Source organism: Nocardioides ginsengisoli (assembly GCF_039537225.1).
GTDB classification, from domain to species: Bacteria; Actinomycetota; Actinomycetes; order Propionibacteriales; family Nocardioidaceae; genus Nocardioides; species Nocardioides ginsengisoli.
Genome location: NZ_BAABAC010000020.1, coordinates 68,687 through 85,953, shown reverse-complemented (window position 1 = coordinate 85,953; position 17,267 = coordinate 68,687). Strand labels below are relative to the sequence as shown.

At 69.6% G+C, this 17,267-nt stretch carries 15 protein-coding genes; 7 read left to right on the top strand and 8 right to left on the bottom strand.

The annotated features are described in order from the left end of the window. Positions 1-47: 47 nt before the first annotated feature. Entirely contained in the window at positions 48-356 is a 309-nt protein-coding gene (gene ppnP / locus AB4880_RS10805; RefSeq protein WP_367919235.1) for a pyrimidine/purine nucleoside phosphorylase, read from the bottom strand. A 31-nt stretch (positions 357-387) separates the two neighbouring features. Continuing rightward, positions 388-1,071: a GntR family transcriptional regulator gene (locus AB4880_RS10800; protein WP_367919234.1), complete on the bottom strand. Its 684-nt coding sequence runs from the start codon at positions 1,069-1,071 to the stop codon at positions 388-390. 157 nt (positions 1,072-1,228) lie between these two features. On the opposite strand from AB4880_RS10800, the gene AB4880_RS10795 reads away from it, so the two are divergent. The 5 genes from AB4880_RS10795 (at position 1,229) to AB4880_RS10775 (ending at position 5,515) form a co-directional block, all read left to right on the top strand. Then, positions 1,229-2,437 (top strand): amidohydrolase, encoded by a 1,209-nt coding sequence (locus tag AB4880_RS10795; protein WP_367919233.1) that lies wholly within the window; start codon positions 1,229-1,231, stop codon positions 2,435-2,437. Positions 2,438-2,514: 77 nt separating this feature from the next. Then, the gene (locus AB4880_RS10790) at positions 2,515-3,429 is read left to right on the top strand and encodes an ABC transporter substrate-binding protein (protein ID WP_367919232.1); all 915 of its coding nucleotides are present in this window, start codon (positions 2,515-2,517) and stop codon (positions 3,427-3,429) included. 1 nt (position 3,430) lies between these two features. Next, the gene (locus AB4880_RS10785) at positions 3,431-4,351 is read left to right on the top strand and encodes an amino acid ABC transporter permease (RefSeq protein ID WP_367919231.1); all 921 of its coding nucleotides are present in this window, start codon (positions 3,431-3,433) and stop codon (positions 4,349-4,351) included. After that, positions 4,348-5,127, top strand: coding sequence for an amino acid ABC transporter ATP-binding protein (locus AB4880_RS10780; protein ID WP_367919230.1), 780 nt, complete (start codon positions 4,348-4,350; stop codon positions 5,125-5,127). Before AB4880_RS10785 ends, AB4880_RS10780 begins: the two co-directional genes overlap by 4 nt. A 169-nt stretch (positions 5,128-5,296) precedes the next feature. Next, entirely contained in the window at positions 5,297-5,515 is a 219-nt protein-coding gene (locus AB4880_RS10775) for a hypothetical protein (protein ID WP_367919229.1), read from the top strand. Between the two features lie 30 nt (positions 5,516-5,545). Here AB4880_RS10775 and AB4880_RS10770 read toward each other — a convergent pair whose 3' ends face one another. After that, complete coding sequence (locus AB4880_RS10770) at positions 5,546-6,808, bottom strand: MFS transporter (RefSeq protein WP_367919228.1); 1,263 nt, start codon at positions 6,806-6,808, stop codon at positions 5,546-5,548. Between the two features lie 82 nt (positions 6,809-6,890). Here AB4880_RS10770 and AB4880_RS10765 point away from each other — a divergent pair, with 82 nt between their 5' ends. After that, positions 6,891-7,781, top strand: coding sequence for a LysR family transcriptional regulator (locus AB4880_RS10765; protein WP_367919227.1), 891 nt, complete (start codon positions 6,891-6,893; stop codon positions 7,779-7,781). A gap of 23 nt (positions 7,782-7,804) precedes the next feature. On the opposite strand, the gene AB4880_RS10760 is transcribed toward AB4880_RS10765, so the two are convergent. The 5 genes from AB4880_RS10760 to nrdR all read right to left on the bottom strand — a co-directional run bounded on the left by AB4880_RS10760 (position 7,805) and on the right by nrdR (position 16,397). Further along, on the bottom strand, positions 7,805-8,791 hold the full coding sequence (locus AB4880_RS10760) for an ERCC4 domain-containing protein (protein ID WP_367919226.1): 987 nt from the start codon (positions 8,789-8,791) through the stop codon (positions 7,805-7,807). A gap of 64 nt (positions 8,792-8,855) precedes the next feature. Next, entirely contained in the window at positions 8,856-10,073 is a 1,218-nt protein-coding gene (locus tag AB4880_RS10755) for an HNH endonuclease signature motif containing protein (RefSeq protein WP_367919225.1), read from the bottom strand. Between the two features lie 464 nt (positions 10,074-10,537). Beyond that, complete coding sequence (locus AB4880_RS10750; protein ID WP_367919224.1) at positions 10,538-12,565, bottom strand: AAA family ATPase; 2,028 nt, start codon at positions 12,563-12,565, stop codon at positions 10,538-10,540. A gap of 298 nt (positions 12,566-12,863) precedes the next feature. Then, positions 12,864-15,761, bottom strand: a complete 2,898-nt coding sequence (locus tag AB4880_RS10745) for a vitamin B12-dependent ribonucleotide reductase (RefSeq protein WP_367919223.1) — start codon at positions 15,759-15,761, stop codon at positions 12,864-12,866. A 135-nt stretch (positions 15,762-15,896) separates the two neighbouring features. Beyond that, entirely contained in the window at positions 15,897-16,397 is a 501-nt protein-coding gene (gene nrdR, locus AB4880_RS10740; RefSeq protein ID WP_367919222.1) for a transcriptional regulator NrdR, read from the bottom strand. Positions 16,398-16,772: 375 nt separating this feature from the next. Here nrdR and AB4880_RS10735 point away from each other — a divergent pair, with 375 nt between their 5' ends. Further along, positions 16,773-17,102, top strand: coding sequence for a hypothetical protein (locus tag AB4880_RS10735; protein ID WP_367919221.1), 330 nt, complete (start codon positions 16,773-16,775; stop codon positions 17,100-17,102). The last annotated feature ends 165 nt before the right edge of the window (positions 17,103-17,267 follow it).

The following is a 17,267-nucleotide window of genomic DNA, read 5'->3' as shown; positions in this document are numbered from 1 at the left end:
CCGCCCACGCGGGTTCTCAGGCACACGACTCGTTGTCGTTCTCCAGGTCAGCCGTAGTGGCAGACGTAGCCGAGCGTCTCGGTCACCTCGATGTCGAAGGACGACTCGCCCGGCACGCTGAACGACTCGCCCGCGGCGTACGACCGCCACTCCTCGGAGCCGGCGAGCCGGATCCGGCAGGCGCCGGCGTTGAGCTCCATGACCTCGGGCGCAGCGGTGCCGAAGGTGAGTGACGCCGGGAAGATCACGCCGGCGGACTTCCGGGTGCCGTCGGCGAGGTAGAAGGTGTGGCTGACGCAGGCGCCGTCGAAGTAGACATTGGCCTGCGGGTCGAGGGTCACGTTCTCAAAGGTCACGAGCCGCAAGCGTAGTGGCCGCGGCGGCCGGTCAGCGCCGCTCGGCGAGCGCGCGGACGCGCTCGACCGTGCTCTCCCGCGTGGCGGCGATGTGGTCGGCCATCAGCGACCGCGCCCGGTCGGCGTCGCGCTCGCGCAGGGCGTCGACCAGGTCGACGTGGTCGTCGTGCAGACCGTGGGCGTCGAGGTCCTGGCCGATCCGGAACAGCTGGAGCGCGCGCCCGGACAGCGACCGGAAGATGGTGCCCAGCAACGGGTTGCCCGAGGCGTCGACGACGGCCTGGTGGAACTCCATGTTGAGGTACGCCGCCCGCTTGGCCTCGCCGTCGCGGGTCGCCGCGCGCGCCTGCTCCATCAGGTCGTCGAACCGCGCCAGGTCGCTGTCGGTACGACGCTCGGCGGCGGCAGCGGCCGCCATCGACTCCAGTCCGATCCGCACCTCGAACAGGTTCTCGGCGTCGACCGGGTCGAGCGCCGCCACCTGCGCGCCCCGGCGCGGGAGGATCGTGACCAGTCCCTCGGTCGAGAGCTGGTGGATCGCCTCGCGGACGACGATGCGCGACACGTCGAGGGCGTCGGCCAGGTCGCGCTCCACCAGCCGCTCGCCCGGGGCGAGCTGGTGCTCGATGATCCGGTCGCGGAGGTTGTCGCACACCAGCTCGCGCAGTGAGCGGTAGCGCGACCCGAGGGTCCCCTCACTCGACGTGACGGCCATCAGCACTCCTTTTCGAAGGTTCCCCAGTGTCTCAGATCCGAGACGAAAGGTGCGGGAGCGACATTCCGCCGACCCCATCCCCTCGGACAGTGTGGCACTTGCCACATCGAAAGGCTACGATCGACGGTATACCAAATACCATCACCCAAGGAGCGTCATGACCGCCTCGCTGTTCGTCCGCCAGGCTCGGCTGACCGGCCACGCCGAGCTCCAGGACGTCCTGGTGCACGAGGGCCGCATCGCGCGGATCGTCGCGACCGGCACGCTCCCCGAGGCGCCCGCGGCCGAGATCCCCGTCGTCGACGTGGCCGGCCAGGTCGTGCTGCCGGGCCTCATCGACACCCACTGCCACATCGACAAGACGCTGTGGGGCGGCCCCTGGGTGCCGCACTCGGCGGGCCCCGAGCTCGTCGACCGGATCGCCAACGAGCGCGAGCGCCGCGAGGAGTTCGGCCTCCCCTCCCCCGACAACGCCGCCGCCCTGCTGCGCACCGTGGCCGCGCTGGGCACCACCCGGGTCCGCACCCACACCGACGTCGACCCCGGCATCGGGCTCGGCGGCATCGAGTCGGTCGCCAAGGCTGCGGACGCCGTACGCGGCTTGGTCGACGTCGAGCAGGTCGCCTTCCCGCAGGACGGCGTGATCCGCCGCCCCGGCACGCTGGAGCTGCTCGAGGCCGCGATCGACGCCGGCGCCACCAGCCTCGGCGGCATCGACCCCGCCGGTGTCGACCAGGACCCGCTCGGCCAGCTTGACGCGCTCTTCGAGATCGCCGCCCGCCGCGGCGTCTCCATCGACATCCACCTGCACGACGAGGGCAGCCTCGGCGCCTGGCAGTTCGGCCTGGTCGCCCAGCGCACCATCGCCTACGGCCTGCAGGGCAGGGTCGCGCTCAGCCACGCCGACGCCCTCGGCACCGTCCCGGACGTCGAGCGGCACCGCCTCATCGACATGCTCGCCGACTCCGGCGTCGCGATCATCACCGCCGCCGTCTACAACGTGCCGGTCCCCTCGGTGCGCGAGCTCGCAGAGAACGGGGTCACCCTCGCCTGCGGCAGCGACGGCATCCGCGACCTGTGGGGCCCCTACGGCAACGGCGACATGATCGAGCGCGCGATGCACGTCGCCTACCGCAACGGCCTGCGGCGCGACGAGGACCTCGAGCTCGCGCTCGACTGCGCCACCCACAACGCCGCCCGCCTGGTCGGCCTCGAGTCCTACGGCCTGGTCGCCGGCGCCCCCGCCGACCTGGTCGTCGTACCCGCGCGGACGGCGGCCGAGGCCGTCGTCGCGCGCCCCACCCGCTCCCTGGTCGTCAAGGACGGTCGCGTGATCGCGCGCGACGGCCAGCTCGTGGAGTCGTGACCGGGACCGGTCTCCACACAACACCCACCGCAGCACCCGCAGCAGCACCACCCTCACCCACCACCTGGAGTCCCACCATGAAGCAACTGATCACCGGCGCCGCCACCGCCGCCCTCCTCGCCGTCGGCCTCAGCGCGTGCACCAACGCCTCGACCGACGCGGGCAGCAACAGCAAGGTCAAGGTCCCCGACGCCACCGAGAAGGTCGCCGTCAACGTCGACGAGGCCGCCTCGAAGCTCGTTCCCGCCGACATCGCCAGCAAGGGCACGATCTCGGTTGCGATGGACGCGTCGTACCCGCCGTTCCAGATGTTCGCCGACGACAACAAGACGATCATCGGCTTCGACGCCGAGTTCGCGACCGCCGTGGGCGAGCGCCTCGGCCTCGAGGTGCAGCTGGTCAACGCCGGCTTCGACTCGATCCTCCCCGGCCTCGCCGCCGGCCGCTACGACATGGCCGAGTCCAGCTTCTCGGTGACGCCGGAGCGCCAGAAGACCGTCGACTTCGTCGACTACCTCCAAGGTGGCGCGGGCATCGCCGTCACGCCGGGCAACCCGAAGAAGCTGTCGATGGACCCGATGGTCCTGTGCGGCCACAAGATCGCCGCCCAGAAGGGCACCACCCAGGCGATCGAGCAGCTCCCCGCGATCGCGAAGCTGTGCACCGACGCCGGCAAGCCCGCCGTCCAGCCCGAGCTGTTCCCGTCGCAGAACGACGCGATCCTCGCGCTCAACAGCGGCCGGGTCGACGGCATGATGGCCGACAGCACCGCCGTCTCCTACCAGGGCGCCCTGTCCGGCGGGAAGTTCGAGCTCGCCCCCGGCGACATCTACGAGGCGCGCCCCACCGGCATCGCGCTGCCCAAGGGCTCGGGCCTGCGCGCCGCCGTCAGCGCCGCCGTCAAGTCGCTCTACGACGACGGCACGATCAACAAGCTCACCGCCAAGTGGGACATCCCGGACTCCAACCTCTCCGCCACGCCCGGGGCCTGACATGACCACCCTGTCCGTTCCTTCGACGAGCGAGTACGTCGAGCTCACGACCGTCCCGCGCCGGCACCCGCTGCGCTGGGTCAGCGCGATCGTGCTGGTCGGCCTGGGCGTCTACCTGCTCGCCGACGTGTTCACCAACCCGCGGTTCGGGTGGGACGTCGTCAGCCTCTACCTGCGCGACGTCTCCATCTTCCACGGCCTGGTGATGACGCTGGTCCTCACCGTGGTCTGCATGGCGATCGGCATCGTGCTGGCCGTCCTGCTCGCGGTGATGCGGCTCAGCCCGAACCCCGTCGTGCGGACCTTCGCGTTCGGCTACGTCTCGTTCTTCCGGGGCACGCCGGTCCTGGTGCAGCTGCTGTTCTGGTTCAACCTGGCCGCGCTCTACCCGGTGATCAGCTTCGGCCTGCCCGGCGTCCACCTCGACGCCAACACCCTGATCACGCCGTTCATCGCGGCCGTGCTCGGGCTCGGGCTGAACGAGGCGGCGTACATGTCGGAGATCGTGCGCGCCGGCATCCTCTCGGTCGACCACGGGCAGAACGAGGCGGCGTCCGCGCTCGGTCTCACCCGCGGCCAGACGCTGCGCCGGATCGTGCTCCCGCAGGCGATGCGCGTGATCGTGCCGCCGACGGGCAACGAGGTCATCGGCATGCTCAAGACGACATCGCTGGTGTCGGTGCTCGCCGTGCACGAGCTGCTGTTCTCGGCGCAGATCATCTACGCGAAGAACTTCGAGACGATCCCGCTGCTCATCGTCGCGAGCATCTGGTACATCGCGGTCACCACCGTGCTCGGCGTGGGCCAGTACTACCTCGAGCGCCGCTACGCCCGCGGCAACCGCACCCTCCCGCCCACCCCGTGGCAGCAGGTCCGGAAGTTCTTCCGCACCCATGCGCCCGTCGAGAGGAGCAAGGCATGAGCGCCACGGCAGTGGCCGCGCCGAAGGTGCGCGCGGCGGGCGTCCGCAAGTCGTACGGCAACCTCGAGGTGCTCAAGGGCATCGACCTGACCGTCGACCAGGGCGAGGTGCTCTGCCTGATCGGCCCGTCGGGCTCGGGCAAGTCGACCTTCCTGCGGTGCATCAACCACCTCGAGGCGATCGACAGCGGGCGGCTCTGGGTCGGCGACACCACCGTCGGCTACGAGCAGCGCGGCAACAAGCTGTACGAGCTCAGCGACAAGGAGATCTGCCGACAGCGCACCGAGGTCGGCATGGTGTTCCAGCACTTCAACCTGTTCCCGCACATGACGGTGCTGGAGAACCTGATGGAGGCGCCCATCCGGGTGCTCAAGCAGCCGCGGCGCCAGGTGCGCGAGCGGGCGCTCGGGCTGCTGGCCCAGGTCGGGCTCGCGGAGAAGGCCGGTTCGTACCCGAAGAGCCTGTCGGGCGGCCAGCAGCAGCGCGTCGCGATCGCCCGCGCGCTGTGCATGCAGCCGAGCCTGATGCTCTTCGACGAGCCGACGTCGGCGCTCGACCCCGAGCTCGTCGGCGACGTGCTCGCGGTCATGCGCAACCTGGCCGAGACGGGCATGACGATGATCGTGGTCACCCACGAGATCGGCTTCGCCCGCGACGTCGCCGACCGGGTCGCCTTCTTCGACGGCGGCCAGATCGTCGAGGTCGGCCCGGCGGCCGACGTCATCACCCACCCGCAGCAGCAGCGGACCCGGGAGTTCCTCGCGGCGGTGCGCTGAGCGCCGTACTCCCCCATGGTCGGCCCGGCCGGCCTCGTACCTGAGGACGAGGCCGGTCGGGCCCTTCATGTCCCGTGGGCCGCGGATTGACTATCGACACCGCCGGGGGCGGGGAGCAGAGTCGATCGGGGACCACGGGACGTTCACCCAGACCGGCACCTTCTCCGCGGTGCTCGACCAGGGCGGCACCTCCAGCGGTCGGTTCACCGTCTGGGGCAACTTCAACACCGCTGACGGCGTGACCGGCAACAGCACCTTCACCTTCAACCTCACCGTGAAGTCCGGTGTCGGAGCGGGGACGTCGTACCACGAGAACGCCCACTTCACCGGCTCACTCGACCCGGCGGTCGACCCGAAGGTCGCCTTCGACAAGACCCGCTGCTCCTGACGACGGGGCACCGAGAACGTCGGTCGCGGCCTAGGCCGCGGCCGGCCGGGTCTCGGCGCGCGCCGGCACGATCGCCGGGATGTGCCGCAGGTTGAGGCTGAGGATCCCGACCACCACGAGCAGCCCCAGCGCGAGCGCCGCCGGCCCCGCCCAGCCGTACGACGACCAGGCGCTGCTGCCGAGGCTGCCGAAGACCGACGAGCCGATGTAGTAGGCGCACAGGTAGAAGGCCGCGGCCTGGCTGGCGCTCGCTCCGGCGGCGTGCGCCCGGACGACGACCCAGCCGCTCGCGATGCCGTGGGCCACGAAGAATCCCATGGTGAGGCAGGCCAGGCCGATCACGATCGCGACGAGCGATGACGAGATCGTCAGGGCCACGCCGAAGACCGCCAGCACGCAGCCGATCGGCAGCACTGCGCGCCGCCCGAGCCGGTCGGCCCACGCGCCGGAGACCGACGCGCTGATCGTGCCGAGCGGGTAGACGAGATAGAGCAGGCTGATCGCGCCGAGGCTGATGTGGTGCGGGGCGCCGACCAGGCGGAAGCCGAGCGCGTTGAAGACCACGACCAGCGCGCCGACCGCGCAGCCGCCGAGGAGGTAGAGCCGGCGCAGCGCCGGGTCGCCGAGCGCGGCCCGCGACATCGCGCCGAGCGCGAGGTCCTGGCGCCGGCGGCCGCGGAAGTTGCGGGACGGCGGCAGCATCATGGTGACCGCGAGCGCGCACCCGAGGGAGAGCAGGGCCGCGGCACCAAGGCCCCAGCGCCAGTCGAGCAGGTCGGTGATCGGGGCGGTCAGAAGCCGGCCCATCATGCCGCCGAGCGCCGTACCGCCGATGTAGACGCCGGCCGCCCGCGCCTGGGCCGAGCCGTGCAGCTCCTCGCGCAGGTACGCCGTCGCGACGGCCGGCAGCCCGGCCAGCACCACGCCCTGGACGAAGCGAAGCGCCAGCAGCGCGTGCCACGACCAGGCGAACGGGCAGAGCAGCGCGACCAGACTGGCCAGCCACACCGCGCCCACGATCAGGCGGGTCCGGCCGAGCACCTCGGACGCCGGGCCCGCGACCAGCAGGCCGAGCGCCAGGCCGGCCGTCGTCAGCGACATCGACAGCGTCGCGCCTGCCGGCGTCACGTCGAAGGCGTCATGGAAGGCGGGCAGCAGGGCCTGGGTGTCGTAGAGCAGGACGAAGGTGACCATGCCCGCACACACCATCGCGGCCATGATCCGGCGGTAGCCCGCGGATCCTCGAAGATGCCCCTCCCCGGGGGCGACGGACACGCCGACGACGTCATTCACCCGACCAGGGTGCGCCTCCGCTCTTCATGCGTCCAATGCGATCCAGGGCGGATCTCCATACGCGTTACGTATGATGTCCGACGTGCGCATCCGAGACCTGGAGTGGCTGGTCGCGCTCGCCGACCACCAGCACGTGACCGACACCGCGGCGATCCTCGGCATCACCCAGCCGACGCTGTCCCGCGCGCTGGCGCGCGTCGAGGACGAGCTCGGCGTCCGCCTCTTCGAGCGGGTCCCGGACGGGCTGGTGACCTCGCCCCACGGCGCCTTCGTCGTCGAGACCGCCCGCGACCTGGTCGGCCGCTACCGCCAGCTGACCACCGAGCTCGAGGCCCGCCTCGATCCCGACCGCGGGATCGTCCGGCTCGCGTTCCTCGACTCGATGGCGACCTCGCTGGTCCCCCGGATCCTGCGCGGCTTCCACCAGGAGGCGCCCGGCGTCCGCGTCGAGCTCTCCCAGGAGCCCGCCCATGCGATGCGCCGCGACCTCGCCGCCGGCGCCGTCGACCTCGCCATCACCTCGGTCCGCCCGGACGGCGACTACGGCTGGCTGATCCTGCAGCGCGAGCGGCTCGTCGTCATCGTCCCGCCCACCCACCGGCTGCGAACCCGCAAGCGGATCGAGCTGCGCGAACTGGCCGGCGAGGAGCTGGTCACCACCCCCGTCGGCTTCGGCTACCGCACCCTCGTCGACGGCCTGCTCACCGACGCCGGCGTCTCGCTCGCCGTCTCCTTCGAGAGCGCCGACCTGGCCACCATCGAGGGCCTGGTCGCCGCCGGCCTCGGCATCGCCGTCGTCCCGGAGGCCTTCGTCGGCATCTCCGGCACGGTCGGCCTCGCGCTCAGCGGCTCGAACGCCCGCCGCAGCGTCGGGCTGACCTGGCGCACCGATCGGGCACTCGAGCCGGCCGCGGCCCGGTTCCGGGACTACGTGGCCGGGCAGGCGCCGTACTCGACGGGACTGGAGGCGTAGCGCCGGCGGCGTCTCGTACCTGGTCAGCCGTCGGCCTGCGCCGCCTCCCACGCCGCGCGGATCGCACCGGGGATGCGGCCGTTGGCAGACACCTCGTGGCCGTGCGCGTTCGCCCAAGCCCGTAGCTCGGCCGCGGTCGGCTCGCGCGCCGGCAGCGGTGCCAACGGCGCGCTGGGGGCGAGGCCGGCCACGGCGCCGGACCCGAAGTCGTCGGCCGCCGAAGCGACGACGGCCGCAGCGAGAAATCGATAGGCCCATTCCTGGGCGAGTCTGCGGTTGTCGCAGAACACGATCGGGACGCTCGGAAAGGCGACCTGCGTCTCGGCGATGCCGTCGGCGATGACCGCCGTCCGGACCCGGTCGTGCTGCAGCGTCTTGCCATAGCCGGCCTCCACGACGATCGCCGCGTGCGGCAAGGATGCGAGCTCGGTCAGCTGGTACTTCAGCTTTCCGGTCGTCATCGAGCTGACCAGATCTTGCGCGCTCTTGCGCTCGACCGCGGCCAGCAGCTTCCCGTCGGCATCGAGCACCCCGTAGTCACCGGCCGGCAACGCCAGGCGGCGCGTGGTCGCCTGCTGGTCGGAGAACGTCCACGCGTACCGCTCGGCGCTATCGACGACGATCGGCAGGTCGCTCAGCCCCTGCGCCCGGGCAGCCGATACGGCGACCCGGGGCCGGGCCTGCTTCGTGGTCCGCGAGGTCTGCCAGAACACCGCCTGACGACCACCACGGATGGTCGTGATGACGAACTGGGAGCGGTTCTCGCGGCCCCGCTCGAGGACGAGGTCGATGGCGGCGCCCCGCCGGACGCAGGAGCGAACACCCACGCGTTCGACGACCTCTGCGTCCTCGGGCCAGGCCTCGAAGAAGCGGTGGCAGTAGACCTTGGCCGTTCGGGGCCAGGTGTCCTTGGCTTTGAGCAGGATGCCCTCACCGAGCGGGATCCGCAGCAGGTAGGGCAGCGTCGAGTCCGGCTCCGGATTGCGCGCGATGACGAAGTCCTCGTGCATGGGCCAGATTCTGGCATGCCGAGCGCCGGCCGACCGGCGATGCACGCAGTGCCGGATCGCCGGCCTACGTCCGTCGGTGGAAGCGGATGTCGCCGTTGGGGAGGCGGTGGTGGTCGTAGGCGCGGTCGTGGATCAGGTGATGATGATGGCTGCACAGGCAGGCTGCGTGGTCGAGATCTGTGGCGCCCCCTTGGGACCAGGGGGCGAGGTGGTGGACCTCGGTCCAGGCGGCCGGGATGGTGCAGCCCTCGCCGCGGCAGCGGCGATCACGTAGCCGGAGCGCCCGACGCTGGGCGCGGGAGTGGAACCGCCGGGCCCGGCCCAGGTCGAGGACCTCACCATTGCCACCCAGCACCGCCGGGATGATCGCGGCCTGGCAGGCCAGCCGCCGAGCCTCCTGTGCCGAGATCATCGTGCAGCCGTCACCGACGATCACCTCGGCCACGGCGAGCTCGGCGCGCAACTGCTCGAGGGACAGTGTGACGAGCACGGTGGTCGCATCGCCACCGTGCTCGGGCAACTGGTCGGGATCGAGCAGCTCCAGCAGCGCGGCGAACGCGCGGGCGTAGGCCCGGTGCTGCGGCACCCGCTCGCCCGCTGCGGAGGTGGCGCTCGCGCCGAACCCATCGAGCCCGTCGGGCCTGCCTGGGCGCTCCGGGCGTTGGCGGGGCGAGGTGTACGCCTGCAGGTAGTGCTGGAGGCGGTCGGTGACCGAGGTCGGCAGCACTCCGCTGATCCGCGTGCGCCCGTCGCCCTGGTCTCGGAACCGCAGCGACGCGGCCTCGCGGGCCCGGCGCTCCTCGGCCTCGAGCTCCTCGCCCTCGTGGGCGTCGGCGACCTCGGGCGCGACCACCTCGAGGATCCGCCGCCCCAGCCGCCGCAGCTCACTCGGACGGTGCCGGCCGGCGAACCCGACCAGCGTCTGCTCCGCCCGCGCCAGAAGGTCAGGCCCGACGTCGGCGGGCAGCTCGTCGATCGCATCGACGATCACTCGCGCCTGCGCCGCCGACACCTGCCCGGCGCGCATCCCGGCCGCGATCACCGGGTGGGACTCCAGCGCCCGCCCCAGACGCAGCTCGGCGCGCGCGGCAGCCGGCTCGGACGCGGTGGCGTAGGCCATCCATGCGGCCGCGTCCCGGGCGCCGTGCGCGGACGCGACGTCGTCGGCACCCGCCAGGACGCGGCACTTCAGCTCAGCGACCTCGGCCTCGATCCGGTGCAGCTCGACCAGCGCGGACTCCTTGTCGCGGGCCGTCATGAAGACCGGCTGCACGTCAGCCACAGCCGCCAACGCAGCCCGTACCTCACCAGCGCACGCCACGATCGGGTGCGACGGGGCAACAGAGCTGGCAGACATCGGACTCCTCGAGGGCGCGACAACAACAGGTGTGTCGCCCCGTAGGAGGCACCTCTGGCGCAGCGACTCTGCACCCGGATGGTGCATGTCATGTCCTACCGAACTAGACCTCAGGTCCTCGGGACCACCAGGAGCATCCCGCCGTACGGCCTGCGGCCATCATACAGGAGATCGAACATTTGTTCGAGCATTGTCCCCGAAATCTTCTTCGGCTTGTTCCGCGCCGGTCGGTCTTTTCCCGCCGCCGACGCCGCGACGCAGCGCCGCGAAGACCGACGACGCTGTGCCCAGGTCTTTCTGCCCAGATCGACCCATGGTCGCGACGCAGCGAGCGACTGGTGCTCGTCCGGGACGCGGTGAACGGCATCCGCGCGCGAGTGAGGCGTTCGCTACGCCAGCGCCTTGTTCGCTCCTACGAACAGTGCCTCGATACCTGACTGCTCGTCGACTGTGAGGTCGGTGACATCGTGCTTAGACAGCCATCGCAGGAAGGCGCGGGCGAGTCGGTACTTCGAGAAGTCCGCGATCTCGGCAACAAAGATGTCGACGATGCGGCGAGCGGGCTGCTGGCTAGCAGTTGCAGATACGTCCCAGCCAAGGTCGTCCCTCGCGACGGCGACGAGTGTGTCGCGGAGTAGGTCCTCAATCTCGGGGCCGCTCACGGCTCCCGTGTGAAAGTCCTTGGTGCGCAGGATCTGCTTCTCCTTGAGCAGATGCACGAGGTCGTCCTGCTGTGCAGCCTTCTCTCCTGCCTGGTCGGAGTCGAGCAGGGCCGCGACCCTTAGTTTCTGGCTCACAAGCAGGGTGCAGTAGTAGACGACCTTGCTCGCGCTCTGTGCGGGCACGAGTGCGGTTCCATCGCGCAGGGCGGTCTTGCCCGCATCCTGCTGGGCAGCATTCAGAGCCTCGACGTAGAACATGTCGGTGAGTCCCTCACACACCAGGTTCCGCTTCTGCGCGAAGAGGCTCTGCGCGAGTTCATAGCCGAGCGCGGCCTGCAGCGGGTACACAGACCGAGGGTCGTCGACGACAAGCCGGGTGTGCACCTTGGTGCCGGTTTCGCGGTCGGCCATCTCGATGATCCGGACGAGGTCGAGTTCGTCGGTCCCGACCATGAACGGAGAGTGAGTGGTGTAAATGATCTGGTTGTCCTCGGCGAGGAGCGAGACCGTCTTGCGAAACTCCTGCTGCTTAAGGGCGTGCAGGCTGAGGCCGGGTTCGTCGAGCAGGAGGATGGCGTTGTCGAGGTCGTCAGCTGCTTGGGCCTTGAACACCACGAAGAAGGACACGAGCCAGCGGAAGCCCTCGCTGCGCTGATCTAGTTCCACCTCGACGCCGAGGTCGTCTACGACGACGACCTTCAGCAACTGTCCGTCCGGAACGAATCGCAGCGTTACGTTCTCGTCACCCCAGACGCGGCGAATGTCCTTGGTCAGGGCGACACTGGCAGCGTTGAGGCGATAGTGGCGCTGGTCAATCTGCTTCTCATAGGCGACCACCGCCTGCTTGTGCGCTTCAACCTGCTCGGGACTGCTGTTGGCTGGGACGTCGGCGGGCGCACCCTTGGCGAGATCCGACAGCTCTTGGGCGGTGAAGCCGCACAGCTTCAGCAGGCAAAGGTTGCCGAAGTCGTACTCCTCGTCTACCTCACCGCTTGCCTGCCGTGCCGCCAGCGAAGAAAGATGGATCCGAGGCTTCACTGTGAAGAACGTGGAGTAGTAGACGAAGAGCGGCACGCGCGGCTGGAGGTAGCCGTTGTAGCACTTGAGGTATGCACTGCGGTAGCGCACCACTGAACGGATGGTGTCGAACCGCTTGTTCTCAGTCTCGTTGGTCTCATCGATCAACGGCAGTGCCGACTCAAGCCACTCGTCAAGTCCCGTGGCGCGCGGTCCTTCGAGCGTCGTACCTGGCTGGAACTTTGCGGTAAGCGCATCGAGCGCGGCAACAACCTCGGCGGAGTCTGCTTGCTTGGCCAGGTGTGCCTTGAGGCGGGCCAGGTCCTTGCTGATCTGCTCGTAGGTCTTCGTCCAAGGCACACCCTCGAGGCTGAACCGGACGTTGTTCGACATGTACGAAAAGAGTTTCAGGTGCGCGGCAGTACCCAACTCCGGGTGGTATGTCGCCAGCCCCGCGCGCTCCACGTCGGTAAGTTTGTAAGTCGCCTCGGCGACAACGATGTCGTTTGGGCTGCGCTGCCCACTCTGGACCTCGGTGTAGCGCGAGCGAGGGTAATCACGAAGCGCGTCAAGGGGTTCGGTACCCTCCGGCATCCGAATGGTCTGCAGAGCTCGGAGGACTGCGGTCTTCCCTGCCTCGTTCACGCCAACGAGCAGAGTCTTGGTCGGTTCAACCTCAAACTCCTCTGTGTCGTTCACCGACCGGTAGTCGCGTACTCGCGCCTTCACCAACAGCATCGTTGTCTCCCCATCCTTCTTCGGTAGCCGTCACGCAGCGTAGAGCGCACAGCCGACATGCGGGGCGACTTGCCGGACGTGGCGCTTTGGCCAGCCTCGGCGGCCAGCTAGTCACCGGGCGCTTGGGTCTGCTGCACGACTGGATGGCCGCACGCACTAGCCCATTCCGCCGCCAATGTCCTACCGACGACCGACCACATCCCCCGGCACCAGCCCATCGACTCGGCCCACCTCGTAAGAACGACCGACGGCCCGGCGTCCCCGCAGGAGGGGAAGCCGGGCCGTCGTCAGCGGTGGATCAGCTGCAGCCGCTGGTGCTGCCGCAGCCCTCGCACACGTAGCACGAGCCGGCGGGACGCATCTTCGTGCCGCAGGTCATGCACAGCGGGCTGTCGACCGCGTGGCCGGTGATCTGCTCGAGCAGCTCGGCCGTGGTCTTGGCGACCTTCGCCTCGACGACCGGGGCGCCGGCGAGCGGGTCCTCGTCGGCCTCGACCTCGACGACGTCGTCGACCGGGGCGCCCTTGGCGACCGGGGTGACCTCGAGCAGCTCGGAGGCGTTGCCGGTCTCCTCGACGGGCTCGTAGGAGCCGGTCTCGAGGTGGCGCTGGCGCTCGTCGGCGGAGTAGATGCCGAGGGCGGAGCGCTGCTCGAAGGACAGGTAGTCGAGGGCCAGGCGGCGGAAGACGTAGTCCATGATCGACTGCGCCATCCGGACGTCCGGGTCGTCGGTGAGGCCGGCCGGCTCGAAGCGCAGGTTGGTGAACTTCGAGACGTAGGTCTCCAGCGGGACGCCGTACTGCAGGCCGATCGAGACGGCGATCGAGAAGGCGTCCATCACGCCGGCCAGGGTCGAGCCCTGCTTGCCGAGCTTGAGGAAGATCTCGCCGAGCTCGTTGTCGTCGTGAGCGCCCGAGGTCATGTAGCCCTCGGCGCCGGCCACGGTGAACGACGTGGTGCGGGCCTGGCGCGACTTCGGGAGGCGCTTGCGGGTCGGCGCGTAGACGATCTTCTCGACGACCTTCTCGACGACCTTCTCCGCAGCCGCGGCCGCGTCGGCGTCGGCGGCGTCCTTCTTGGCCTTGCCGCCACCGTCGGCGAGCGGCTGGCCCACCTTGCAGTTGTCGCGGTAGATCGCGGTGGCCTTGAGGCCGAGCTTCCACGACTCGAGGTAGATCTTCTCGATGTCCTCGACCGACGCCGACTCGGGCAGGTTGACGGTCTTGGAGATCGCGCCGGAGAGGAACGGCTGGCAGGCCGCCATCATCAGCACGTGGCCCATCGGCTTGAGCGAGCGCTCGCCCATGGCGGTGTCGAAGACCTCGTAGTGCTCGGGCTTGAGGCCGGGGGCGTCGACGACGTGGCCGTGCTCGCCGATGTAGTCGACGATCGCCTCGATCTGCTCCGGCTGGTAGCCGAGCTTCTTCAGCGCGCGCGGGATGGTCTGGTTGACGATCTGCAGCGAGCCGCCGCCGACGAGCTTCTTGAACTTCACCAGGGAGAAGTCCGGCTCGATGCCGGTGGTGTCGCAGTCCATCATGAAGCCGATGGTGCCGGTCGGCGCGAGCACCGAGGCCTGCGCGTTGCGGAAGCCGTTGGTCTTGCCGAGCTCGACGACCCTCGCCCACTCCTCGGTGGCCAGCTTGTGGACCTCGGCGTCGGCGATGTGCAGGGTGCGGACGTCGTCGTTGGCCGCCTGGTGCTTGCGCATCACGCGCTGGTGGGCCTCGGCGTTGCGGGCGTAGCCGTTGTAGGGACCGACGATCGCGGCGAGCTCGGCCGAGCGGCGGTAGGACGTGCCGGTCATCAGCGAGGTGACGGTGGCCGCCATCGCGCGACCGCCCTCGGAGTCGTAGCCCAGGCCCATCGCCATCAGCAGCGCGCCCAGGTTGGCGTAGCCGATGCCGAGCTGGCGGTAGTTGCGGGTGGTCTCGCCGATCGGCTCGGTCGGGAAGTCGGCGAAGCAGATCGAGATGTCCATCGCGGTGATGATCAGCTCGACGGCCTTGGCGAAGAGCGGCGCGTCGAAGGTGTCGTCGTCGCGCAGGAACTTCAGCAGGTTGAGCGAGGCGAGGTTGCACGAGGAGTTGTCGAGCGACATGTACTCCGAGCACGGGTTGGACGCGGTGATCCGGCCGGTCTCGGGGTTGGTGTGCCAGTCGTTGATCGTGTCGTCGTACTGCAGGCCCGGGTCGGCGCAGGCCCAGGCGGCCTCGCTGATCTTGCGGAACAGGCTGCGGGCGTCGACGGTCTCGATGACCTCGCCGGTCATCCGCGAGCGCAGGCCGAACTCGGTGCCGTTCTCGACCGCGCGCATGAACTCGTCGTTGACGCGCACCGAGTTGTTGGCGTTCTGGTACTGGACCGAGGTGATGTCCTTGCCGCCGAGGTCCATGTCGAAGCCGGCGTCGCGCAGGGCGCGGATCTTGTCCTCCTCGCGCCACTTGGTCTCGACGAACTCCTCGATGTCGGGGTGGTCGACGTCGAGGACGACCATCTTGGCCGCACGACGCGTCGCGCCGCCCGACTTGATGGTGCCGGCCGAGGCGTCGGCGCCGCGCATGAAGGAGACCGGGCCGGACGCGGTGCCGCCGCTGCTGAGCAGCTCCTTGGAGGAGCGGATCCGGGAGAGGTTGAGGCCGGCGCCGGAGCCCCCCTTGAAGATGAAGCCCTCCTCCTTGTACCAGTTGAGGATCGAGTCCATCGAGTCGTCGACCGAGAGGATGAAGCACGCGGAGACCTGCTGCGGGGCGGTCGTGCCGACGTTGAACCAGACCGGGGAGTTGAAGGAGAAGTACTGGTTGGCCAGCAGCCAGGTCAGCTCGTGCTCGAAGACCTCCGCGTCCGCCGCGGTCGCGAAGTAGCCGTGCTCCTTGCCCGCCTTGACGTACGTCGAGACGACCCGGTCGATGAGCTGCTTGAGGCCGCGCTCGCGCTCGGGGGTGCCGACCGCGCCGCGGAAGTACTTGGTGGTGACGATGGTGGAGGCGTTCAGCGACCAGAAGTCGGGGAACTCGACACCGAGCTGCTCGAAGACGGTCTCGCCGGTCTTCCAGTTGGTCTGGACGACGTCGCGGCGCTCCCAGGTGATCTCGTCGTAGGGGTGGACACCCTCGGTACTGAAGATGCGCTCGATCTTCAGGCCCTTGCCGGATGCGGCGCCTGCTGCGGTCTGGTTGCTGGCCGTCTCGGTCATGACTCTCCTGGTCTCCTGGGTGGTGCGTGCGGTGGCGGCGGTGCGTCGGAACACGTGGAACTCGCGAAATCGGGGGAAGGGCACGAGATGGTGGCCCGGCAGGCAGCTTCCCCACTACCTGCCGGGCGTCTGTGGTCAGCCCGTCGGGGCTGGGGCGTCAAGATCGGACGACGCCTCGAGCGCGGCGCGCTCGAGGCGCAGCGCGGCGATCTCATTCTCGAAGTCGGCCGCGGACTCGAACCCGCGGTAGACCGACGCGAACCTCAGGTACGCCACCTCGTCGAGGCGGCGCAGCGGCGAGAGGATCGCCAGGCCCACTTCATGGGCGGCGATCTCGGGGCTGCCGGCGAGACGGAGCTGGTCCTCGACCTCCTGGCCGAGGCGAGCCAGATCGTCCTCGTCGACCGGGCGACCCTTGCAGGCCTTGCGGACGCCGGCGACGGCCTTCTCACGGGTGAACGGCTCGGTGGCGCCGGAGCGCTTGAGCACGGTCAGCTGCATGGCCTCGACGGTGGTGAACCGCTTCTCGCAGGCCGGCGACAGGCAGACCCGGCGGCGCCGGATCGAGCAGCCGTCCTCGGACACCCGGGAGTCGAGGACCTTGGTGTCGTTGTGCTTGCAGTACGGACAGTGCACGGCTCCTCCTCCCGGGGTCTGGGTTGTGGACAGAGGGATGTTTCCTGTGCACAACCGCGATGGTTCTGTGTATCTCCAAGCCTCGCCCTGTGAGGGAAATAGCGTCGCTCTGTGGACTAGATGTGGAGAACTACATCGTTGTAAGTACTAGATGTAGTGGTAACCGTACGCCCCGGCCACCACGGACGCAAGACCGGGGTACGACGACTTGCTCGCCCGGGCACTCCGGCCGACGTTTGCGCAGGTCACCGCCCCTTTCGGGGCCGTCCGCACCCCTCCAGACCACTGCGCGGGGCACCGCCGCACGGGCCGGCGCGACACTCGGATCCAGGGTTGCCGGGGCATTCCATCCACCCATCAGGAACAATGACCGCCGTGACGGGAGGAAAGCGCGCCGGCGATCGGGAGAAGGCACGTGTCCGGCCGGAGCTCCTGGTCCACCTCGTCGGCATGGCCCTCGCCTTCGCCGCGTGGGCATACCTGGTGCTGGCCGCGATCGACTTCGGCGCGACCGCGCGCCACGAGGGCAAGGCGAGCGCCTGGGCACTGCTCGTCGTCGCCGCGCTCGGCGCCATGGGCTGCCTCTTCCTCGCCTTCATGCTGGCCGCCCGCTTCTCGCGGGCCCTGGGCCTCACCTCCGGCCCCGAGCCGAAGGCCAAGCGCGATCCGAACGCCCCGAAGGGCGGCAAGCGCGCCGCCCGCTGACCGCCGCCTCTGCGTCGTACCGGACGAACCGGTCGCGAGATCGCAGATGCGGCGACCCGAACGTCCGGTACGACACTCCCCCGAGACGGCGCGAGGGGCGGTATCCGTTTCGGTCGGATCCCGCCCCTCGTCTTCCCCAACTCCGCTGGGGTCGAAGCAGCGGAG